Source organism: Sphingomonas sp. SL1004 (genome assembly GCF_057815015.1).
Window position 1 is genome coordinate 3,956,728 of record NZ_JBYMUX010000001.1, and the last position, 20,995, is coordinate 3,977,722.

At 62.1% G+C, this 20,995-nt stretch carries 30 protein-coding genes; 29 read left to right on the forward strand and 1 reads right to left on the reverse strand.

Annotated features, from left to right (window positions below):
- The first annotated feature begins 157 nt into the window (after window positions 1–157).
- The gene (locus tag AC3D24_RS18200; protein ID WP_489032504.1) at window positions 158–1,171 is read left to right on the forward strand and encodes an alpha/beta fold hydrolase; all 1,014 of its coding nucleotides are present in this window, start codon (window positions 158–160) and stop codon (window positions 1,169–1,171) included.
- A 54-nt stretch (window positions 1,172–1,225) separates the two neighbouring features.
- On the opposite strand, the gene AC3D24_RS18205 is transcribed toward AC3D24_RS18200, so the two are convergent.
- Window positions 1,226–1,957: a hypothetical protein gene (locus AC3D24_RS18205; RefSeq protein WP_489032505.1), complete on the reverse strand. Its 732-nt coding sequence runs from the start codon at window positions 1,955–1,957 to the stop codon at window positions 1,226–1,228.
- A 267-nt stretch (window positions 1,958–2,224) separates the two neighbouring features.
- Here AC3D24_RS18205 and rpsL point away from each other — a divergent pair, with 267 nt between their 5' ends.
- The 28 genes from rpsL to AC3D24_RS18345 all read left to right on the forward strand — a co-directional run bounded on the left by rpsL (window position 2,225) and on the right by AC3D24_RS18345 (window position 20,886).
- Window positions 2,225–2,596, forward strand: coding sequence for a 30S ribosomal protein S12 (gene rpsL, locus AC3D24_RS18210; RefSeq protein WP_010164594.1), 372 nt, complete (start codon window positions 2,225–2,227; stop codon window positions 2,594–2,596).
- Window positions 2,597–2,732: 136 nt separating this feature from the next.
- Window positions 2,733–3,203, forward strand: coding sequence for a 30S ribosomal protein S7 (gene rpsG, locus AC3D24_RS18215; protein WP_055872660.1), 471 nt, complete (start codon window positions 2,733–2,735; stop codon window positions 3,201–3,203).
- A 94-nt stretch (window positions 3,204–3,297) separates the two neighbouring features.
- On the forward strand, window positions 3,298–5,394 hold the full coding sequence (gene fusA, locus AC3D24_RS18220) for an elongation factor G (protein ID WP_489032506.1): 2,097 nt from the start codon (window positions 3,298–3,300) through the stop codon (window positions 5,392–5,394).
- A 213-nt stretch (window positions 5,395–5,607) separates the two neighbouring features.
- Window positions 5,608–6,801, forward strand: a complete 1,194-nt coding sequence (gene tuf / locus AC3D24_RS18225) for an elongation factor Tu (protein ID WP_132741515.1) — start codon at window positions 5,608–5,610, stop codon at window positions 6,799–6,801.
- A gap of 168 nt (window positions 6,802–6,969) precedes the next feature.
- On the forward strand, window positions 6,970–7,932 hold the full coding sequence (locus AC3D24_RS18230; protein WP_489032507.1) for a hypothetical protein: 963 nt from the start codon (window positions 6,970–6,972) through the stop codon (window positions 7,930–7,932).
- 284 nt (window positions 7,933–8,216) lie between these two features.
- Entirely contained in the window at window positions 8,217–8,525 is a 309-nt protein-coding gene (rpsJ, locus tag AC3D24_RS18235; RefSeq protein ID WP_007406109.1) for a 30S ribosomal protein S10, read from the forward strand.
- A gap of 288 nt (window positions 8,526–8,813) precedes the next feature.
- Window positions 8,814–9,560: a 50S ribosomal protein L3 gene (gene rplC / locus AC3D24_RS18240; RefSeq protein ID WP_056060507.1), complete on the forward strand. Its 747-nt coding sequence runs from the start codon at window positions 8,814–8,816 to the stop codon at window positions 9,558–9,560.
- 2 nt (window positions 9,561–9,562) lie between these two features.
- Window positions 9,563–10,189 carry a 50S ribosomal protein L4 gene (gene rplD / locus AC3D24_RS18245; protein ID WP_056047616.1) on the forward strand — a complete coding sequence of 209 codons (627 nt, stop codon included), beginning with the start codon at window positions 9,563–9,565 and terminating at the stop codon, window positions 10,187–10,189.
- Entirely contained in the window at window positions 10,182–10,496 is a 315-nt protein-coding gene (locus AC3D24_RS18250; protein ID WP_056047618.1) for a 50S ribosomal protein L23, read from the forward strand. Before rplD ends, AC3D24_RS18250 begins: the two co-directional genes overlap by 8 nt.
- Before the next feature lie 4 nt (window positions 10,497–10,500).
- The gene (gene rplB, locus AC3D24_RS18255) at window positions 10,501–11,340 is read left to right on the forward strand and encodes a 50S ribosomal protein L2 (RefSeq protein ID WP_055872649.1); all 840 of its coding nucleotides are present in this window, start codon (window positions 10,501–10,503) and stop codon (window positions 11,338–11,340) included.
- Between the two features lies 1 nt (window position 11,341).
- The gene (gene rpsS, locus AC3D24_RS18260) at window positions 11,342–11,617 is read left to right on the forward strand and encodes a 30S ribosomal protein S19 (protein WP_031393761.1); all 276 of its coding nucleotides are present in this window, start codon (window positions 11,342–11,344) and stop codon (window positions 11,615–11,617) included.
- Window positions 11,617–11,994 (forward strand): 50S ribosomal protein L22, encoded by a 378-nt coding sequence (rplV, locus tag AC3D24_RS18265; protein WP_056047621.1) that lies wholly within the window; start codon window positions 11,617–11,619, stop codon window positions 11,992–11,994. The genes rpsS and rplV overlap by 1 nt, the downstream gene beginning before the upstream one ends.
- Window positions 11,994–12,701: a 30S ribosomal protein S3 gene (rpsC, locus tag AC3D24_RS18270; protein WP_055872646.1), complete on the forward strand. Its 708-nt coding sequence runs from the start codon at window positions 11,994–11,996 to the stop codon at window positions 12,699–12,701. The genes rplV and rpsC overlap by 1 nt, the downstream gene beginning before the upstream one ends.
- A 15-nt stretch (window positions 12,702–12,716) precedes the next feature.
- The gene (rplP, locus tag AC3D24_RS18275) at window positions 12,717–13,151 is read left to right on the forward strand and encodes a 50S ribosomal protein L16 (protein WP_031393758.1); all 435 of its coding nucleotides are present in this window, start codon (window positions 12,717–12,719) and stop codon (window positions 13,149–13,151) included.
- 4 nt (window positions 13,152–13,155) lie between these two features.
- A complete protein-coding gene (gene rpmC / locus AC3D24_RS18280) occupies window positions 13,156–13,362 on the forward strand; it encodes a 50S ribosomal protein L29 (protein ID WP_055872644.1) in 207 nt (68 codons plus the stop codon).
- A gap of 10 nt (window positions 13,363–13,372) precedes the next feature.
- Complete coding sequence (rpsQ, locus tag AC3D24_RS18285) at window positions 13,373–13,645, forward strand: 30S ribosomal protein S17 (RefSeq protein WP_031393756.1); 273 nt, start codon at window positions 13,373–13,375, stop codon at window positions 13,643–13,645.
- Window positions 13,646–13,912: 267 nt separating this feature from the next.
- Window positions 13,913–14,281 (forward strand): 50S ribosomal protein L14, encoded by a 369-nt coding sequence (gene rplN, locus AC3D24_RS18290; protein WP_031393755.1) that lies wholly within the window; start codon window positions 13,913–13,915, stop codon window positions 14,279–14,281.
- Entirely contained in the window at window positions 14,281–14,598 is a 318-nt protein-coding gene (gene rplX, locus AC3D24_RS18295; protein WP_056047623.1) for a 50S ribosomal protein L24, read from the forward strand. The genes rplN and rplX overlap by 1 nt, the downstream gene beginning before the upstream one ends.
- A 49-nt stretch (window positions 14,599–14,647) precedes the next feature.
- Entirely contained in the window at window positions 14,648–15,211 is a 564-nt protein-coding gene (gene rplE / locus AC3D24_RS18300; protein ID WP_082441396.1) for a 50S ribosomal protein L5, read from the forward strand.
- 65 nt (window positions 15,212–15,276) lie between these two features.
- A complete protein-coding gene (rpsN, locus tag AC3D24_RS18305) occupies window positions 15,277–15,582 on the forward strand; it encodes a 30S ribosomal protein S14 (RefSeq protein WP_056015537.1) in 306 nt (101 codons plus the stop codon).
- A 10-nt stretch (window positions 15,583–15,592) separates the two neighbouring features.
- A complete protein-coding gene (gene rpsH / locus AC3D24_RS18310) occupies window positions 15,593–15,988 on the forward strand; it encodes a 30S ribosomal protein S8 (RefSeq protein ID WP_031393751.1) in 396 nt (131 codons plus the stop codon).
- Window positions 15,988–16,521 (forward strand): 50S ribosomal protein L6, encoded by a 534-nt coding sequence (gene rplF / locus AC3D24_RS18315; RefSeq protein ID WP_056047628.1) that lies wholly within the window; start codon window positions 15,988–15,990, stop codon window positions 16,519–16,521. The genes rpsH and rplF overlap by 1 nt, the downstream gene beginning before the upstream one ends.
- Window positions 16,521–16,877 (forward strand): 50S ribosomal protein L18, encoded by a 357-nt coding sequence (rplR, locus tag AC3D24_RS18320; protein ID WP_031393749.1) that lies wholly within the window; start codon window positions 16,521–16,523, stop codon window positions 16,875–16,877. Before rplF ends, rplR begins: the two co-directional genes overlap by 1 nt.
- Window positions 16,878–16,880: 3 nt before the next feature.
- Window positions 16,881–17,672 (forward strand): 30S ribosomal protein S5, encoded by a 792-nt coding sequence (rpsE, locus tag AC3D24_RS18325; RefSeq protein WP_132898059.1) that lies wholly within the window; start codon window positions 16,881–16,883, stop codon window positions 17,670–17,672.
- 6 nt (window positions 17,673–17,678) lie between these two features.
- Window positions 17,679–17,855, forward strand: a complete 177-nt coding sequence (gene rpmD, locus AC3D24_RS18330; protein ID WP_055872633.1) for a 50S ribosomal protein L30 — start codon at window positions 17,679–17,681, stop codon at window positions 17,853–17,855.
- Window positions 17,856–17,975: 120 nt separating this feature from the next.
- On the forward strand, window positions 17,976–18,518 hold the full coding sequence (gene rplO, locus AC3D24_RS18335) for a 50S ribosomal protein L15 (RefSeq protein ID WP_248522399.1): 543 nt from the start codon (window positions 17,976–17,978) through the stop codon (window positions 18,516–18,518).
- A gap of 303 nt (window positions 18,519–18,821) precedes the next feature.
- The gene (gene secY / locus AC3D24_RS18340; protein WP_055872627.1) at window positions 18,822–20,186 is read left to right on the forward strand and encodes a preprotein translocase subunit SecY; all 1,365 of its coding nucleotides are present in this window, start codon (window positions 18,822–18,824) and stop codon (window positions 20,184–20,186) included.
- A 52-nt stretch (window positions 20,187–20,238) separates the two neighbouring features.
- Window positions 20,239–20,886: an adenylate kinase gene (locus AC3D24_RS18345; protein ID WP_489032508.1), complete on the forward strand. Its 648-nt coding sequence runs from the start codon at window positions 20,239–20,241 to the stop codon at window positions 20,884–20,886.
- The last annotated feature ends 109 nt before the right edge of the window (window positions 20,887–20,995 follow it).

Consider the following 20,995-nt stretch of genomic DNA (forward strand, 5'->3'; position numbering starts at 1 on the left):
CCCCTTACCCAGCGTTTTCGAGAAGGGCAAGCGCCGCGCGTGCAATTCGTTCTGGCAACCGCTCCCGCATCATCGTCGTAAGGATGGTGCGTTGCACGACACTGGGTTTGCCCGTTAACCTTAGGCCGTCTCGTTGGATGTAGGAAAGCGTAATCGTATGAAGGCGGGAATGAAGATGCTGGGGCTGCCGATCGCCGCGCTCCTGATGGGGGCGGTGCCGGTACCGCAGGTGCCGGACCTCGGCCCGCAGCTCGAACGCTTCACCTACCCCTGGCCGGTGCAGACGATGGAAGTCGATATCGTCGGCGCGCCCGCACAGATGGCCTTCATGGATATCGCGCCGCAGCGGCCCAACGGCCGCACCGTCGTTCTGCTGCACGGCAAGAACTTTTGTGGCGCGACCTGGGGCAGCACGGTGCGGGCGCTCAGCGAGGTTGGTTACCGCGTCATCGTTCCCGACCAGATCGGCTTCTGCAAATCGTCCAAGCCGCGGGCGGCGCAGTATAGTTTCGAGATGCTGGCGACGTTCACCAAGCGGCTGCTCGAATCGCGTGGGATCACGCGCGCGACGATCGTCGGGCATTCGATGGGCGGCATGCTCGCGATGCGGTATGCGATCCTCTATCCGGCGTCGGTCGAGAAGCTGGTGCTGGTCAATCCACTCGGCCTGAAGGATCGCTCCGAAGAGGGCGTGCCCTACACCGACGTCGACACGCTGTGGGCGAACGAGAAGAGGACGAGTTACGCGTCGATCAAGGCGTATCAGCTCGAGAATTATTATCACGGTGTGTGGAAGCCGTCTTACGATCGCTGGGTCTGGATGCAGGCGGGTATGTATCAGGGGGCAGGGCGCGACACCGTGGCGCTGGCACAGGCGAAAACCAGCGAGATGATCAAGGCGCAGCCGGTCGCGCACGAACTCTACCGGATCACGCCTCCCACGACGCTTATCGTCGGCACGCTCGACAAGACGGCTTTTGGCCGTGCGCAGGCGCCGGCGAATTTGCGCAAGTTTCTCGAGCCTATTCCGATGGTTGCGCCGCGCGCGGTGAAGCAGATGCCGAATGCGAAACTCGTGATGCTCGAGGGGCTAGGGCACTCGCCGCAGGTCGAGGATCCGGCGCGATTCGAGAAGACGTTGCTGGCGGTGCTGGAAACGCCGCGGCGTTAGGGGGCGGGCGGCCTTGCGATCCTCCCCCTGGCGGGGGAGGATCGTGAGGTCCGATCAGACTCGAGCAAACACGGGGTTGTCGTTCGCCGCGGGTCCGACGAGCGGCTTCATCACCAAGGCGAGAGTCACCATGAGCGTCAAGGTTGCTGGCATCGGTAGTCCGGCCGCCGCCATCAGTTCGGCGAATCCTGTCAGCAGCGATATCCGGCGGTCCCGGTGCACCATGGCCAGTGCAAGCGGGATGGCCATCGATACACCGGGCATGACCAGTGCGTAGCCAAGGCCGCAGGTCAGCGTGGCGGCGGTAAGCATTTCCGGCATGAGTGGTCTGTCGGACAGCGTTGCGGTCAGCCACGCCAGACTCCCGAATGCGAGCGCCGCTAGCAATCCCGTCATCTCCGGTTGAGGGGGCGCCGACCAAAAGCCTACCCAACTTGGCGCGAGGGATGGCGTGCCGAGCGCGACGATCGTGATGCACGCGAAGAGCGGGATGAGCAGGAGCATGCGGGGCCTGACCCCCCGACTGACGACGAGTCCGATCGCAAGCGGGAGGAGCATCGCACCATAGGCGGCCAGCCCGCACGCCAGGCCGGCGGCCGCGAGCATTGCGTTATGTCGTCGCTCGCTGGCCGCGACCAAGACGGCGATGGAGGCAAGATCGCATAGCAGATTGGACGCAAACGACTCCGCACCGTGTGACAGTGCCACCTCAGCGGTGATCGTCAGCCCGAGCAGGGGCGCGATCGGAACGGCAAGGCGGCGCTGGGGCAGGTGGGCGGATATCATCCGTGGCCCTTGCGCCAGCCGACGTTTCCACCGCGTTAAACCGGTCGCAGGACCCGGGCGCAAACCGATTCCGCCCCGTTGACCTTGCCCCCGTCCTGACCTATAGGCGCGGCCTGTTCTTCGGGAGTGTTTCCCGCCGGGCATGCTTGAACATTGCTGGATGCATTCCAGGACCTGAGGGGCGCTCCCGCGTTCCTGTGGTCCTTTTTGTATTCTCAGGCGCCTCATGGCTCCAGCAAAGTAACCACTTGAAAGGTGAAGGCTTCAATGCCGACGATCAACCAGCTGGTCCGCAAGGGCCGCGATCCGCAGAAGGCCAAGTCCAAGGTCCCTGCGATGGAAGCAAATCCGCAGAAGCGTGGCGTTTGCACGCGCGTCTACACGACGACCCCGAAGAAGCCGAACTCGGCTCTGCGCAAGGTGGCCAAGGTTCGCCTGACCAACCAGCGCGAAGTCATCAGCTACATCCCGGGCGAGGGCCACAATCTTCAGGAGCATTCGGTTGTCCTGATCCGTGGCGGTCGTGTCCGCGATCTTCCCGGTGTTCGCTATCACGTCCTGCGCGGCGTGCTCGATACACAGGGTGTGAAGGACCGGCGTCAGTCGCGTTCCAAGTACGGCGCCAAGCGTCCGAAGTGATCATGCCGGGGGCATGATCATCCCGGAAAGATCGCTTCTCTAGCGGTCTTATCCGGGATCCACGCCTCGGAAGTTACGAAGCTTAGTAAGCCCCGGACGTGTTCCGGAACCGGCTGAAGTCTACAAGGAAATTGAAATGGCACGTCGTCGTCGTCCCGAAAAGCGGGTCATCCTGCCTGATCCCAAGTTCGGGGATGAGGTTCTGTCGAAGTTCATGAACAGCGTCATGCTGGACGGCAAGAAGTCCGTCGCAGAGCTGATCGTGTACGGTGCATTCGAAACCGTCGAGCAGCGCGCCAAGCGCGACCCGATCGGCGTTTTCCACGATGCGCTGAACAACGTGAAGCCGGGCATCGAGGTCCGTTCGCGCCGCGTTGGTGGTGCAACGTACCAGGTGCCGGTCGAGGTTCGTCCCGAGCGTGCACAGGCGCTGGCGATTCGCTGGCTGATCGGTGCGGCGCGTTCGCGAAGCGAGAACACTATGGCCGCACGGCTGTCGGGTGAGCTGATGGACGCCGCCAACAACCGTGGCAACGCGGTCAAGAAGCGTGAAGATACGCACCGGATGGCGGAAGCCAACCGCGCCTTCTCGCACTACCGCTGGTAACCGCGATGCAGGCGGTCTTTCGCCTGTAACGCAAACACCTATATATTGGGGAGCCGGCACGTTCGGCTCCCCATATCCTTAAGGAAGCACGATCATGGCCCGCAGCCATCCGCTCGACCGTTACCGTAACATCGGCATCATGGCGCACATCGACGCCGGCAAAACGACGACGACCGAGCGCATCCTCTATTACACCGGCAAGTCCTACAAGATCGGCGAAGTGCACGAAGGCACTGCGACGATGGACTGGATGGAGCAGGAGCAGGAGCGCGGGATCACGATCACGTCGGCTGCGACCACCTGCAAGTGGCGTGCCGAAGAAGGTAAGGGCGAAGAGCACCTTATCAACATCATCGATACCCCGGGCCACGTCGACTTCACGATTGAGGTTGAGCGTTCGCTTCGCGTGCTCGACGGCGCGGTCGCATGCTTCGACGGCGTTGCCGGTGTCGAGCCGCAGTCCGAGACCGTGTGGCGTCAGGCCGATAAGTACGGCGTGCCGCGCATGTGCTTCGTCAACAAGCTCGATCGCACCGGTGCCGATTTCTACTTCTGCGTGAACTCGATCATCGAGCGCCTCGGCGCGCGTCCAGCCGTGCTGTATCTCCCGATCGGCATGGAGGGCGGCTTCAAGGGCCTCGTCGATCTCGTTGAGAACCGTGCGATCATCTGGCTCGAAGAGAGCCTGGGCGCGAAGTTCGAATATGCCGAGATCCCTGAGGATCTGATCGAGAAGGCCGCGAAGTATCGCAGCGAGCTGATCGAGATGGCCGTCGAGCAGGACGATGCGCTTATGGAGGCCTATCTCGAAGGTAACGAGCCGAGCGTCGCCGACCTCAAGAAGCTGATCCGCAAGGGTACGCTGAGCATGGCGTTCGTCCCCGTCGTTTGCGGTTCGGCGTTCAAGAACAAGGGCGTTCAGCCCCTGCTCGACGCCGTCGTCGACTATCTGCCTTCGCCGCTCGACGTTCCCGCGATCCAGGGTCTGAAGCTCGACGGCGTGACGCCGGACGAGCGTCCGTCCTCGGACGAGGTTCCGTTCTCGGCGCTCGCGTTCAAGATCATGAACGATCCGTTCGTCGGTACTCTGACCTTCGCCCGCATCTACTCGGGCAAGCTGGAGACCGCATCGCAGGTCACCAACTCGGTCAAGGACAAGAAGGAAAAGGTCGGCCGCATGCTGCTTATGCATGCGAACAGCCGTGAGGATATCCAGGAGGCTTTCGCTGGCGACATCGTCGCTCTCGCGGGTCTCAAGGATACCACGACCGGTGACACGCTCTGCGCGATGAACGCACCGATCATTCTCGAGCGGATGGAATTCCCCGAGCCCGTGATCGAGCTTTCGGTGGAGCCGAAGACCAAGGCCGACCAGGAGAAGATGGGCGTCGCGCTCAATCGTCTCGCACGTGAAGATCCTTCGTTCCGCGTTTCTTCCGACCCTGAGTCGGGCCAGACCATCATCAAGGGCATGGGCGAGCTCCATCTCGAGATCCTGGTCGATCGCATGAAGCGTGAGTTCAAGGTCGAGGCGAACGTCGGCGCTCCTCAGGTCGCGTATCGCGAGTATCTGAAGAAGGCCGTCGACGTCGACTACACGCACAAGAAGCAGTCGGGCGGCACCGGCCAGTTCGGTCGCGTGAAGGTGAAGGTCACGCCGGGCGAGCGCGGTTCGGGCATCACGTTCAAGGACGAGATCAAGGGCGGCAACATTCCGAAGGAATATCTGCCTGCGATCGAGAAGGGCTTCCGCGAAACTGCTGCTTCGGGTTCGCTGGTCGGCTTCCCGATCATCGATTTCGAGATCGTGCTGTATGACGGCGCGTATCACGACGTCGACTCGTCGGCTCTGGCGTTCGAAATCTGTGCGCGTGGCGCGATGCGCGAAGTGGCACAGAAGTCGGGCATCACGCTGCTCGAGCCGGTCATGAAGGTCGAAGTCGTTACCCCGGAGGATTATCTGGGCGACGTCATCGGCGACATGAACAGCCGTCGTGGCCAGATCCAGGGCACCGACAGCCGCGGCAACGCGCAGACGGTCGAGGCGATGGTCCCGTTGGCGAACATGTTCGGCTACGTGAACTCGCTCCGTTCGTTCACGCAGGGTCGCGCGAACTACTCGATGCAGTTCTCGCACTATGACGAAGTGCCGCAGAACGTTGCGGACGAGGTGAAGGCTAAGCTGGCGTAAGCCCGAGGCGCACCGAGCCAGGTTTTCCTGGCTCGGAGACGCCGAAAGGCCGGCCGGCTTCGGTTCATGACCGAAGTTCGACGACGCGGAATTCACTTCCGCGTCGGCCTCTCCCCAAGCAGGGGCTGGCGCAACGCTTTAACAGCCGCTATTGGGCCGCGTTCGCGCGGTTCCCGGGGTGGCACCGGAATACGAATCAGAAGGTAGGAAACAATGGCCAAGGCAAAATTTGAGCGGAACAAGCCGCATCTCAACATCGGCACCATCGGTCACGTCGATCATGGCAAGACGTCGCTCACCGCTGCGATCACGAAGGTTCTGGCAGAGACGACCGGCGGTACCGCCGTCGACTTCGCCAACATCGACAAGGCTCCCGAGGAGCGCGAGCGCGGCATCACGATCTCGACCGCACACGTCGAGTACGAGACGGCCAACCGTCACTACGCGCACGTCGATTGCCCGGGCCACGCCGATTATGTGAAGAACATGATCACCGGCGCAGCCCAGATGGACGGCGCGATCCTCGTCGTTTCGGCGACCGATGGCCCGATGCCACAGACCCGTGAGCACATCCTGCTCGCACGCCAGGTCGGCGTGCCTGCCATGGTCGTGTTCATGAACAAGGTCGATCTGGTCGACGACGAGGAAATCCTCGAGCTGGTCGAGATGGAAATCCGCGAGCTGCTCAGCTCGTACGACTTCCCGGGCGACGACATCCCCGTCATCAAGGGTTCGGCTACCTGCGCACTGTCGGGTTCGAACCAGAAGCTCGGCGCCGACGCCGTCACCGAGCTGATGCAGGCTGTCGACGAGTACATCCCGCAGCCAGAGCGTCCGCTCGACAAGCCGTTCATGATGCCGATCGAGGACGTGTTCTCGATCTCGGGTCGTGGTACGGTCGTCACCGGCCGCGTCGAGACCGGCATCGTCAAGGTTGGCGAGGAAGTCGAGATCGTCGGCATCCACCCGACCGTCCGCAAGACCACGGTCACGGGCGTCGAGATGTTCCGCAAGCTGCTCGACCAGGGCCAGGCTGGCGATAACGTCGGCGCGCTGATCCGCGGCGTCGCACGCGACGAAGTCGAGCGTGGCCAGGTGCTCTGCAAGCCAGGCACGATCAAGCCGCACACCGACTTCAACTCGGAAGTGTACGTGCTGTCGAAGGAAGAGGGTGGCCGTCACACGCCGTTCTTCGCCAACTACCGCCCGCAGTTCTACTTCCGTACGACGGACGTGACCGGCACCGTCGAGCTGCCTGAGGGCACCGAGATGGTTATGCCAGGCGACAACGTGTCGCTCGGCATCAAGCTGATCGCACCGATCGCCATGGACGTGGGCCAGCGCTTCACGATCCGCGAAGGCGGCCGTACTGTCGGTGCAGGCGTCGTCAGCCAGATCGACAAGTAAGCATCCTCTCCTTCGGGAGTTGATCGAAAAGAGCCCGGCTTCTCGCGAGAGAGGCCGGGCTTTTTCGTGTTTGGTGTTGTGTAGCTGGGCAAGCGCGTGTTTCGTGTCATCAGCGTAGCGAACAATGTCGAGCCTTAGTGCTGGGCGCATTTCGGGGGATCTGAGCAAATGGCCCGCAACGTGCCTAGGGATCATCACTGGTGGCCGGTTGCCCTTCAAGACTACTGGGCTAACAAAAACGGCGAAGTGTCTTGGATTGAACCAGATGAGAAGGTTGGCAAAAAGAAGCATCGCAACCGTAAGATCGGTTACAAAATTCATGGCCATACGCTTTCTCGCGGGGGTGGTTGGCCTAATACAAATTTTGAGACCGAGTTTGATATTGATGCCAAGGTACATGACATTGTCACGTATCTGGTAAAACTAAAGCCGCTTGGTCAAAGCTTGCGAGAAGTCGTCGCGCTTCTGAAATGCGCCTTCAATAAGGAGCGAAAGCTGCTCGATTTATCTAAAGTATACCACATCGAGGAGCGGATCGGTCGCGACCTGCTGCTGCTGATCTATTCGCTTTTGATCCGGAGCCCATCCAGCTGTTTTAAGTACGAGTCTTTTCCGGAGCGCTTTGGCCTTCCCGTCAACGAGGATGTAGGAAAGGCAAACATGCTGCAGAACTACCGGATGGCTAAAAAGCTATGCGAGAGCGGTGTGCTGACTAATCGTTTCTTTGTTTTACTACATTCTGATTTCAAGCACTTCATATGCGGCGACGGGTATTTGGATTGGCTTTCGGGTGAGCTCCAAGCTGGTCGCGTGGGAGGCCGCGCGCTTATCCCTCTGACGCCAAACCTATGCGTCTATATATGTACGCCCATTGCGATGCGGTCTGACCGTAACTGCGCGTCCCTTCGGGCGCCGGCATGGATGGTCGATCGGGTGAATGAGATCGTGCAAATCTATTCACGCGACAAACTGTTTTTCCTGGGTCGAAAGCCGCAACTGACCGATGAATTTCGAAAGCGCCAGTTTCTACAGCACTCGAGTTATTCGGTAGACTTGTTCCAGATGTTTGACGAACTCGCCGCGCCCCGCTCGCCTTGGGCTGGCTTTCAGAGAAGCTCGGCACCGTTTTAGCTCGATCCTACCGAAGCACGTGTGCATCGCCCCTCTGGCGAGGCGGCCGGCCGGCTTAAAGGGAGCCTGCGTGCTGATAGTCAAAAAGCGCGGTCGCCGATGACCCTACCGCAGCGTCACGTTCTGTACGCTGCTTTGCAGTCATGCGATAAGTCAGGTCGATAGGAAAACCCTCTCCCCCCGGTTGCATTTCGACCGACTCTCCCGTAATGGCCCGCCTTCGGTTTAAACATCAACCAGCAAGAGCCCGGAAACGGGCCCGCTCTTTCGCATCGGTAGGGACTATGGACAGCAATATCCGCATTCGTCTGAAGGCGTTCGATCACCGTGTGCTCGATCAGGCCACTGGCGACATCGCCGACACCGCACGCCGCACCGGCGCACTCATCCGCGGTCCGATTCCCCTTCCGACGCGCATCGAAAAGTTCACCGTGAACCGCGGCCCGCACATCGACAAGAAGTCGCGCGAGCAGTTCGAGGTGCGCACGTACAAGCGTATGCTGGATATCGTCCAGCCGACGCCGCAGACGGTCGATGCGCTGATGAAGCTGGACCTCGCCGCTGGCGTTGACGTCGAGATCAAGCTCGCCTAAGGGCTGGCGCGGCGTGGTCGACCGGTAACGGTCCCGCGCCGCTCTACATTGGGATACCGCCGTCGGTGAAAACCGACGGGGCAGCGTCCCCCGTCACGCTTCCGCATTTGCAGAAGCACCAGCCCGGGACGGGGGCACGTTTCGTATTTACCGGGTTGAACCGACTCCATTCAGGGCTTTTGCCGGGGATGGGGTCAGGTGGACGCATCATGGAGCTCGCTCCGGACATGGTCCGCAAGCCCCTGAGGAATAGTCCGACGGGGCCTCTGTCTAGGAAGGGACAAGATCATGCGTACTGGCGTGATCGCGAAGAAGATGGGGATGACCCGCCTGTTCCAGGAAGATGGTCGGCACGTGCCGGTCACCGTTCTGGCGCTCGAAGGCAATCAGGTCGTTTCCGTTCGCGAAATGGATCGTGACGGCTACACTGCCGTCCAGCTTGGTGCAGGTGTCGCCAAGTCGAAGAATGTCGCAAAGCCGCAGCGCGGCCATTTCGGCAAGGCCGAAGTGGAGCCCAAGGCTGTCGTCCATGAGTTCCGCGTGAACGCAGACGGCCTGCTCGACGTCGGCGCCGAGATTTCGGCTGACCATTACGTCGCAGGCCAGATCGTCGATATCCAGGGCAAGACCCAGGGTAAGGGCTTCCAGGGCGGCATGAAGCGTTGGGGCTTCGGCGGTCTGCGGGCAACCCACGGCGTGTCGGTCTCGCACCGTTCGCTCGGTTCGACCGGTCAGCGCCAGGATCCGGGCAAGGTCTTCAAGAACAAGAAGATGGCCGGCCACATGGGCGACAAGTATCGCACCCAGCAGAACCTCGAGATCGTATCGACGGACGTCGAGCGTGGTCTCCTGTTCGTCAAGGGTTCGGTTCCTGGCTCCAAGGGCGGCTGGCTCTTCGTCAAGGACTCGGTGAAGGTCGCGCGCCACGCCGACGCACCGTTCCCCGCCGGTCTCAAGACCGCAAACAGCAACACCGCAGCAGACACGCCGGCCGAAACGACCGACGCACCTGCAGCCGACGGCCAGGAGGGCTGAGCGTGAAGATCAAGGTTTCATCTTTCGCCGGCACTGACGCAGCGGACATCGAGCTCAACGACGAGGTCTTCGGTCTCGATCCGCGCGCCGACATCCTGCACCGTGTCGTCACCTGGCAGCTCGAGAAGCGTCGCGAGACGGCTCGTGGCACCCGTGAGCGCGCAGACGTCGCACGCACCGGCAAGAAGTTCGGTCGCCAGAAGGGCGGCGGTACGGCTCGTCACGGCGATCGTCGCGCACCTGTGTTCATCGGTGGTGGTAAGGCTCACGGCGCACGCGTCCGTGACTTCAACCCGTCGCTGAACAAGAAGGTTCGCTCGCTCGGCCTGCGGATGGCGCTCAGCAGCCACGCCAAGGCGGGTTCGCTGGTCATCATGGACAGCCTGGCTGTCGAGGGTGGCAAGACCAAGACGCTGCAGGGCGATCTCGCAAAGCTCGGCTTCGGCAAGCGTGCGCTCGTCATCGACGGCGACATGGTCGACACCAGCTTCGCATTCGCTGCGGGCAACCTGTACGAAGTGAACGTGATGCCGGCTGCCGGCGCGAACGTTTACGACATCCTGAAGCATGACACGCTGGTGCTGACGCGCGCCGCTGTCGAAAAGCTGGAGGCGCGCTTCCATGGCTAAGAAGCAGAAGGCGGGCATCGATAATCGTCATTACGACGTTATCCTCGCGCCGCACATCACCGAGAAGACGACGACCCTGTCGGAGTTCAACGCGGTTGTGTTCAAGGTATCGAACGATGCCACGAAGCCCGAGATCAAGGCGGCCGTCGAGGCGCTGTTCGACGTGAACGTCGTCGGCGTGAACACGCTCGTCCAGAAGGGCAAGACCAAGAAGTGGAAGGGCACGAACTACTCGCGCTCCGACATGAAAAAGGCAATCGTGACGTTGAAGGACGGTCAGTCCATCGACGTGACGACGGGGATCTGAGGCCATGGCACTCAAGCATTATAATCCGACATCGCCGGCACGCCGCGGTCTCATCCTGGTCGACAAGTCGTCGCTCTGGAAGGGTCGCCCCGTCAAGGCGCTGACCGAAGGTAAGCACAAGACCGGCGGTCGTAACAACAAGGGCCATGTGACCTCGCGCGGCATCGCCGGCGGTCACAAGCAGAAGTACCGCTACATCGACTTCAAGCGTCGCAAGTGGGACGTCGAGGGCACTGTCGAGCGGATCGAGTATGATCCCAACCGCACCGCGTTCATCGCCCTGGTCAAGTACCCGGACGAGGAACTCGCCTACATCCTGGCGCCACAGCGTCTGGCCGTCGGCGACAAGGTCCTCGCGGCCAAGAAGACCGACGTGAAGCCAGGCAATGCCATGGAACTCGGTCAGATGCCGGTCGGCACCATCGTCCACAACGTGGAGATGAAGCCGATGAAGGGTGGCCAGATCGCCCGTTCGGCCGGCACGTATGTGCAGGTCGTCGGTCGCGACAAGGGCATGGTGATGGTCCGCCTGAACTCGGGCGAGCAGCGCTACATCCGTAGCGATTGCATGGCGACGGTTGGCGCGGTCTCGAACCCCGACAACCAGAACCAGAACCTGGGCAAGGCAGGGCGTTCGCGCTGGATGGGTATCCGTCCTCTGACGCGCGGCGTCGCCAAGAACCCGGTCGACCATCCGCACGGCGGTGGTGAAGGCCGTACCTCGGGTGGCCGTCATCCGGTTACGCCTTGGGGCAAGCCGACGAAGGGTGCGCGCACGCGTCATAACAAGTCGACCGACAAGATGATCATCCGGTCGCGTCATTCGACGAAGAGGAAGGGCTAACATGGCTCGTTCAGTCTGGAAGGGCCCCTTCGTGGACCTTCATCTGCTCAAGAAGGCAGAAACCGCCCAGGACACCAACGCGCGTTCGCCGATCAAGACCTGGTCGCGTCGCTCGACGATCCTGCCGTCGTTCGTGGGTCTCACGTTCAACGTCTATAACGGCCGCAAGTTCGTGCCCGTCTCGGTCAACGAAGACATGGTCGGCATGAAGCTCGGTGAGTTCGCGCCCACGCGCTACTTCCCCGGCCACTCCGCCGACAAGAAGGGCAAGCGCTGATGTCTAAGCAAGTCAGCCCGCGCAAGGTCGCGGACAACGAGGCGCTTTCGGTCGGTACGCAGATCCGTGGTTCCGCGCAGAAGCTCGGCCTCGTGGCTGCGCTGATCCGTGGCAAGAAGGTCGGCGATGCGATGAACATCCTCGCCTTCTCGACCAAGGGCATGGCGATCGAAGCGCGCAAGGTGCTGGCCTCGGCCATCGCCAACGCCGAGAACAACCACAACCTCGACGTCGACGCCCTCGTCGTCGCCGAGGCTTCGGTCGGCAAGTCGATCACGATGAAGCGCTTCGCTACCCGCGGCCGCGGCAAGTCGACCCGCATCCTCAAGCCATTCAGCCGTCTGCGCATCGTCGTGCGCGAGCAGGAAGAAGCATAATGGGTCAGAAGAGCAACCCCATCGGTCTGCGTCTGCAGATCAACCGTACCTGGGATAGCCGCTGGTACGCCGAAGGCGCCGACTATGGTCGGCTCCTGCTCGAGGATCTCAAGATCCGCGCATTCATCATGAAGACGCTGCCGCAGGCCGCGATCTCCAAGGTGGTCATCGAGCGTCCGGCCAAGCTGGCCCGCATCTCCATCTTCGCTGCACGCCCCGGCGTGATCATCGGCAAGAAGGGTGCGGACATCGAGAAGCTGCGTTCGACGATCGGCAAGATGACGTCGTCGACCGTGTCGCTGAACATCGTCGAGATCCGCAAGCCGGAAGTCGATGCGCGTCTCGTCGCGCAGGGCATCGCCGATCAGCTCGAGCGTCGTATCGCCTTCCGTCGCGCCATGAAGCGTGCGGTCCAGTCGGCGATGCGTCTCGGTGCCGAGGGCATCCGGGTGAACTGCGGTGGCCGTCTTGGTGGCGCCGAGATCGCACGGTCGGAGAGCTATCGTGAGGGTCGGGTTCCGTTGCACACGCTGCGCGCGAACATCGATTATGCCGAGGCTACGGCGCACACGTCCTACGGCGTTTGCGGCGTGAAGGTCTGGGTCTTCAAGGGCGAGATTCTCGGCAACGATCCGACGTCGTACGACCGCATCATGATGGAGGCTCAGACCTCCGGTGTGCGGCCGCAGCGCGACGATCGTCGCTAAGGGGCAGGAACAGACATGCTGCAACCAAAAAAGACCAAGTTCCGGAAGGCCTTCAAGGGCAAGATTTCGGGCGACGCCAAGAGTGGCTTCTCGCTCAATTTCGGCTCCTACGGCCTCAAGGCGATGGAACCCGACCGGATCACCGCACGCCAGATCGAGGCGGCCCGCCGCGCGATCACGCGTCACATGAAGCGCCAGGGGCGTTTGTGGATCCGCATCTTCCCAGACCTTCCGGTCTCGGGAAAGCCAGCCGAAGTTCGCATGGGTAAGGGCAAGGGCGCGCCGGAATACTGGGCCGCTCGCGTCAAGCCGGGTCGGATCCTGTTCGAGCTCGACGGCGTCGACGGCAAGATCGCCGCCGAGGCGTTCGAGCGGGCGGCCATGAAGCTGCCGATCAAGGTAAAGGTCGTTGCCCGCCTGGGTGACACCTCGCATCTGGGAGGCGAGTAAGATCATGGCTCGTATCGACGACATGAAGACCAAGAGCGACGACCAGCTGTCGGAGTCACTCGGCGAACTGAAGCGCGAGCAGTTCAACCTGCGCTTCCAGGCCGCCACGAACCAGCTCGAAAAGCCGAGCCGCGTTCGTGAGGTCCGCCGCGACATCGCTCGCATCAAGACCCTGCAGGCTCAGCGCACCAGCGCTGAAGCCGCGAAGTAAGGAACGTATCATGCCGAAGCGCGTGCTGACCGGTCTGGTCGTGTCCGACAAGGGCGACAAGACGGTGGTCGTGAACGTCGAGCGTAAGGTGAAGCACCCGCTCTACGGGAAGATCATCCGTCGCTCGAAGAAGTATCATGCTCATGACGAGAGCAACGAGTTCAAGCAGGGCGAGACCGTGCGGATCGAAGAGACCGCACCGATCTCCAAGCTGAAGACCTGGAAGGTGATCGAGCGGGTCAACACCCACGCGACGCCGGAGCGGGCTTCGGCCGAGGGCTGAACTGGTACGCTCCAAACCCCGTCATCCCAGCGAAAGCTGGGATCTCGTGGTGAAGGGCGATCGGCTCGAACAGGGATACTCCAGCTTTCGCTGGAGTGAAGGGTTTGAGTTAAGAGGGCAGGGGGGAAACTTCCTGCGCTCTTGTTTTCGTAAACTGGAACGGCTAAGCGGCCGCTCCTCCCCGCTGCGGTTCGTCCGTGGCGGGGTGATTTTTTAGGCGGGGTTCGGTCGGTATCGACCCCAGAGACAGAGAAGGGATACGGATCCATGATCCAGATGCAGTCCAATCTCGACGTCGCTGACAACAGCGGCGCGAAGCGGGTGCAGTGCATCAAGGTGCTTGGGGGTTCCAAGCGTCGTGTTGCAGGCGTTGGCGACATCATCGTCGTCAGCATCAAGGAAGCGCAGCCACGTGGCCGTGTGAAGAAGGGCGACGTTCACCGCGCGGTGATCGTGCGTACCGCCAAGGATATCCGCCGTGCAGACGGTACGGTCATCCGCTTCGACGGCAATGCCGCGGTGCTGGTCAACAAGAACGAGGAGCCGATCGGCACCCGTATCTTCGGCCCAGTCGTTCGCGAGCTGCGCGGCAAGAAGCACATGAAGATCATCAGCCTCGCGCCGGAGGTGCTGTAATGGCGTCGCAGCGTATCAAGAAGGGTGACAAGGTCATCGTCTTGTCCGGCAAGGACAAGGGCAAGACCGGTGAAGTCACCGTCTCCATGCCGAAGACCGACAAGGTCGTCGTATCGGGCGTCAACATCGCCGTGCGCCACACCAAGCCGACTCAGGGTGACCCGCAGGGTGGCCTGATCCGCAAGGAAGCACCGATGCACGTTTCGAAGGTCGCGCACGTGACCGCCGACGGCAAGCCGACCCGCGTCCGCTTCGAGGAGCAGGACGGCAAGAAGGTCCGCGTCGCCGTCAAGACCGGGGAGAAGATCAATGGTTGATCAGAACACTGGCAAGCAGGCCGGCACCGAGGCCGTCTACGTCGCGCGCATGCGCAAGCTGTACGACGAGACGATCATCAAGGCGATGACCGAGAAGTTCGGTTACAAGAACGTCATGGAGATCCCCCGGCTCGACAAGATCGTGCTGAACATGGGCGTCGGCGAAGCCACGCAGGACAAGAAGAAGGTCGACCAGGCTGCTTCCGAAATGGAGCTGATCGCCGGCCAGAAGCCTGTCGTGACGAAGGCCAAGAAGTCGATCGCGCAGTTCAAGCTGCGTGAAGGCATGCCGATCGGCGTGAAGGTAACCCTTCGCCGCGAGCGCATGTACGAGTTTCTCGACCGTTTCATCACGATCGCTCTTCCCCGCGTCCGCGATTTCCGCGGTCTCAACCCGAAGAGCTTCGATGGCCGCGGCAACTATGCCTGCGGTATCAAGGAGCAGATCGTGTTCCCAGAAATCAGCTATGACCGGGTCGACAAGGTCCGCGGCATGGATGTGATCGTGACGACGACCGCAAAGACCGACGACGAGGCTCGCGAGCTTCTGCGTCTGTTCGGTTTCCCGTTCCCGATCGAAGACGACGCTGCCGACGAGAAGAAGGCAGCTTAACTACCAACCGCCGCCCCTGACCTCGTGTCACGGGCGGCGCTTCAGGAAAGAAAGAACTTAAGTCGATGGCGAAACTGAGTTCAGTCAACAAGAACGAGCGCCGCAAGCGCATGGTCAAGCAGTATGCCCCGAAGTACGCGGCACTGAAGGCAATCGCAGCGGACAAGACGCTCGATGACGGTGAGCGTCTGATCGCTCGCCTCAAGATGGCGGCACTGCCGCGCAACGCGAACCCGACCCGCATCCGTAACCGGTGCGAGCTGACCGGTCGCCCGCGCGCTTATTACCGCAAGTTCCGGCTCTGCCGTATTCAGCTGCGCGATCTGGCCAACAAGGGCCTCATCCCCGGCGTCACGAAGTCGAGCTGGTAAGGACTAAATCATGGCAGTGACCGATCCCCTGGGTGATTTGCTCACCCGTATCCGTAATGGCCAGCGCGCGAAGAAGGACTCCGTCCTCACGCCGGCGTCGAAGCTGCGCGTCCGCGTGCTCGACGTTCTGCAGCGCGAAGGCTATATCCGTGGCTATAGCGAAGAGCAGATGGGCCCCGCGGCCGGCCTTCGCATCGAGCTGAAGTATTTCGAGGGCCAGCCTGCGATCAAGCATGTCGCGCGCGTCTCGAAGCCCGGCCGTCGCGTCTATTCCGGCTCGCAGGAACTCCCGCGCGTCCGTAACGGCCTCGGCATCACCATCGTCTCGACGCCCCGCGGCGTGCTGTCGGATTCCGAAGCACGCGAGCAGAACGTCGGCGGCGAAGTCCTCGCGGAGGTGTTCTGATGAGCCGCATTGGTAAGAAGCCGGTCACCGTACCGGCGGGCATCACGCCGACCATCGAGAACAAGCAGCTGACGATGAAGGGCCCCAAGGGTACCCTCAAGATGCCGCTTCGCGACGAGATCAGCTACACGATCGAAGACGGCGGCATTTCGGTGCAGCCGGCGAACGACACCAAGCGCGCTCGCGCGTTCTGGGGCATGCAGCGTACCATGGTGCAGAACCTGGTCACCGGTGTGTCGGAAGGCTTCACCAAGAAGCTGCTGATCACCGGCGTCGGCTATCGTGCCGCAGCGCAGGGTCGCAACCTCAAGCTGCAGCTCGGCTACAGCCACGACGTCAACATCGACGTGCCGGAGGGGATCGAAGTCAAGACCCCCGACAACACGACGATCGAGATCTCGGGTTCGGACAAGCAGATGGTCGGTCAGCTGGCCGCGGAAATTCGTCAGTGGCGCAAGCCTGAGCCTTACAAGGGCAAGGGTATCAAGTACGACGGCGAGTTCATCTTCCGCAAGGAAGGGAAGAAGAAGTAATGACCAAGGGACTTTCTCTTTTCGCCAAGCGGCGTCGCCGCAACCGTACCGCGCTCCGCGCACGTGCAGGCACCCGTCCGCGGTTGTCGGTGCATCGCTCGGGCAAGCACATCTATGCCCAGGTGATCGACGATGCCGCCGGCACGACGGTCGCATCGGCCTCGACGCTGGAGAAGGACGTGCGCGGCACGTCCGGCGCCAACATCGACGCGGCGACTTCGGTCGGCAAGCGCGTCGCCGAGGCTGCCAAGGCAGCGGGCGTGACCCAGGTCGTGTTCGATCGCGGCGGCTTCCTCTACCACGGTCGCGTGAAGGCTCTTGCCGATGCCGCGCGCGAAGCCGGATTGGAGTTCTAAGACATGGCTGACGAAAACAACACGCCGGCAGTAATCGCTCCCGAGACGACCGCACAGGACGTCACGGCTCAGAACGTTCCGCAGAGCACTGGCTACCAGGGCAACAACGGTGGCGGTCGCGGTCGCGGCGGTCCCGGTGGCGGCGGCGGTGGTCGTGGTGGCCCCGGTGGCAACCGCAGCGGTGGCCCAGGCGGCAACCGCGGTGGTCGCGACGGCGGTCGCGGTCGTGACAATCGTGGCGGTCGTCCCGGTGCGGACGATGGCGGCGAAGAGCTGATCGAGAAGCTGGTGCACATCAACCGCGTCTCGAAGACGGTCAAGGGCGGTAAGCGTTTCGGCTTCGCAGCGCTCGTCGTCGTCGGCGACGGCAAGGGCCGTGCAGGCTTCGGTCATGGCAAGGCACGCGAAGTGCCGGAAGCCATCTCGAAGGCGACGGCTGCTGCCAAAAAGAAGATGGTTCGCGTTCCGTTGAAGGACGGTCGCACGCTGCATCATGACGGCAACGGTCACTTCGGTGCCGGCAAGGTCACGCTGCGGTCGGCACCTCAGGGTACGGGCATCATCGCCGGTGGCCCGATGCGCGCCGTCTTCGAATCGCTGGGCGTTGCGGACGTTGTGACCAAGTCGGTCGGCACGTCGAACCCCTACAACATGATCCGCGCCACGTTCGAGGCCCTTGGCGAGCAGACCTCGCCCAAGGCCGTCGCACAGCGTCGCGGCAAGAAGATCGCCGACCTGCTCGGCCATGGTGGTTCGAAGACCGCCGAGGCCGATGCAGCTGCGATCACGGAGTAAGCGATCATGGCAACCATCAAGATCACGCAGACCGGTTCGCCGATCCGCCGCGAGAAGGATCAGCGCGCAACGCTGATCGGTCTCGGTCTCAACAAGATGCACAAGACCCGCGAGTTGGAAGACAGCCCAGAGGTCCGCGGCATGATCCGCAAGGTGCAGCACATGGTGTCGGTCGAAGGCTGAGCCTTCACGCTACCTAGTGACAAATACCGGGAAGGGGGCTAACGGCCCCCTTCCTCATTTCCGGATTCTAACCCGGCGAATTCAAACCAGCGCGTAACAAGCGAAAGCGAGTGCATTACCATGAAGCTCAACGAACTCCGCGATAACCAGGGTGCCCGTAAGTCCAAGATGCGCGTCGGACGCGGCATCGGCTCGGGCAAGGGCAAGACCGCAGGCCGCGGCCAGAAGGGCCAGAAGAGCCGCGAGGGCGTGTCCATCGCCGGCTTCGAAGGCGGCCAGATGCCCCTGCACATGCGTCTGCCTAAGCGCGGCTTCAACAACATCTTCCGCAAGGACTTCGCAGAGGTCAACCTCGGCGCGATCCAGCTCGCGGTCGATGCCGGCAAGATCGAGGCTAACGCCACGCTCGACCACGACGCGCTGAAGGCCGCTGGCCTGGCACGCGGCGGCAAGGACGGCGTACGCCTTCTCGCCAAGGGCGAGCTGACCACGGTCCTTTCGTTCACCGTCGACGGCGCGTCGAAGGGCGCGATCGAAGCGGTCGAGAAGATCGGCGGCAAGGTCGAGGTGATCCACTTCGTGCCAGCAGCCGAGAAGGCTGCCGCCAAGAAGGGCGTGAAGTACAAGGAGCGTGCGGCGCACAAGGCGTCGTTCAAGGCTTAAGCCGAACTAGAGGGGGCGGGTGCGAAAGCGCTGGCCCCCTTTTTATTTGCCTGACTTAGCGTCTTCCCGTCGCCCACTTCTGACCTGCCGCCGTTCAGCGATTTCCCTTCCTCCGTTCGCCCTGAGCGAAGTCGAAGGGTACGTCACTCGGGGCAATGTCCTTCGACTTCGCTCAGGACGAACGGTACCGGGGGCGAACGGAAGTAGCCTTAGCCATTAGACAAGCGCGCTGCTGCGCCTATATGAGCGGCGGGGGCGGTCACAACGCATCCCGCCTTCTTTGTTTCCAGGACGATCACACGCATGGCATCCGCAGCCGACCAGATGGCGCAAAGCATCAGCCTTTCGAAATTCGCGAAGGCGACCGACCTCAAGAAGCGGTTGTGGTTCACGATCGGTGCGCTGATCATTTTCCGCCTGCTCAGCTATGTTCCGCTGCCAGGTGTCGACCCGACCGCGCTTGGCTTGCTCTCGCAGCAGACCCAGGGCGGCGTGCTCGATTTCTTCAACACCTTCTCGGGTGGTTCGCTCAGCCGCATGTCGCTGATCGCGCTCGGCGTGATGCCCTACATCACCGCCTCGATCGTGGTGCAGCTCGCGACCTCGCTGTCGCCGACGCTCGCCGCCATCAAGAAGGACGGTGAATCGGGCCGCAAGCGCCTTAACCAGTACACGCGCTACGGCACCGTCGGCCTGACCGCGGTGCAGGGCTATTTCATCGCCGTCGGCCTTGAGACGCTCGGCGCCGCACAGGGCATCCAGGCGGTCATCGAGCCCGGCATGATGTTCCGCGTCGCCGCGGTCATCTCGCTGATCGGCGGTACGATGTTCCTGATGTGGCTCGGCGAGCAGATCACCAGCCGCGGTATCGGCAACGGTGTCTCGCTGATCATCATGGCCGGTATCGTCGCGCATCTCCCCGTTACGCTCGTCAACCTGCTCGAAGGCGGCCGCTCGGGCTCGCTCGATCCGATCAAGCTGATCGGCATCGTCGTCGCGGTGGTCGTGCTGATCCTCTTCATCTGCTTCATGGAGCGCGCGCAGCGCCGCATCCTGATCCAGTATCCCAAGCGCCAGACCCAGCGCGGCATGCAGGCCGATCGCAGCCATCTGCCGCTGAAGATCAACACCGCGGGTGTGATCCCGCCGATTTTCGCCTCGTCGCTGCTGCTGATGCCGCTGACGATCTCGCAGTTCGCCGGCCAGCGCGTTGCAGGCGAATCGAAGTGGGGTGACTTCATCATCACGCTCAACCAGTACCTGCAGCACGGCTCGCCCGTGTACATGCTGCTGTACGGCGCCGGCATCATCTTCTTCTCGTTCTTCTACACCGCGGTCGTCTTCAACCCCGAGGAAACCGCCGACAATCTGAAGCGCAATGGCGGGTTCATTCCCGGCATCCGCCCGGGCAAGAACACCGAGAACTACTTCGATTACGTGCTGACGCGCATCACCGTCATCGGTGCGGCGTATCTGACGATCATCTGCCTGTTGCCGGAATATCTGGTGACCGCGTTGCAGATCCCGTTCTATCTCGGTGGCACCAGCCTGCTGATCGTTGTCAACGTGACGATGGACACGGTGACGCAGATCCAGTCGCACCTGTTGGCGCACCAGTATGGCGACCTGATCAAGAAGGCGAAGCTCAAGGGCAATCGACTTCGTTAAGCTGCGGGTCTAACGCGGTAAAAATCCTGCACGAACGAGGGGAGTGCGTTTCGTGAATATCATCCTTCTTGGACCGCCCGGCGCGGGCAAGGGCACGCAAGCCGCCACGCTTGTCAGTGAGCGCGGCATGGTGCAGCTTTCGACCGGCGACATGCTGCGTGCAGCCGTCGCCGCCGGAACGCCGGTCGGCCTTCAGGCAAAGTCCGTCATGGAATCGGGCGGTCTTGTCTCGGACGAGATCGTGTCGGGTATCATCGGCGAGCGTCTTGACCAGCCGGACACGGCGAACGGCGTCATCTTCGACGGTTATCCCCGGACGGCTGCGCAGGCGGAGGCGCTCGACGGTCTGCTCGCCGATCGTGGCCGGACGCTCGACTACGTCATCGAACTGGGCGTCGACGAGGCGGCATTGATCGACCGCGTCGTCGGCCGCTACACCTGCGCCAAGTGTGGCACGGGCTATCACGATCGCTACAAGAAGCCTGTCGTGGCGGGCATCTGCGACGTCTGCGGCTCGACCGAGTTCAAGCGCCGTCCTGACGATAACGCCGAGACGGTCCACAACCGCATGGCCGAATACCGTGCGAAGACCGCCCCGATCCTGCCGATCTATGACGCCCGGGGGCTGGTTCACCGGGTCGATGGCATGGCGGATATTGCGCATGTCGGTTCGGCGATTTCGGCAATTCTCGACAAGTAATAGGCGTAAGTAAGCGTGTTACCCGCGAAGGCGGGGGCTCAGGCCGAACCCTCGCCTTGCGGGGGAACACGGCATCGGGCGTGACGATCTTACGCCTCCCTCTCTTACG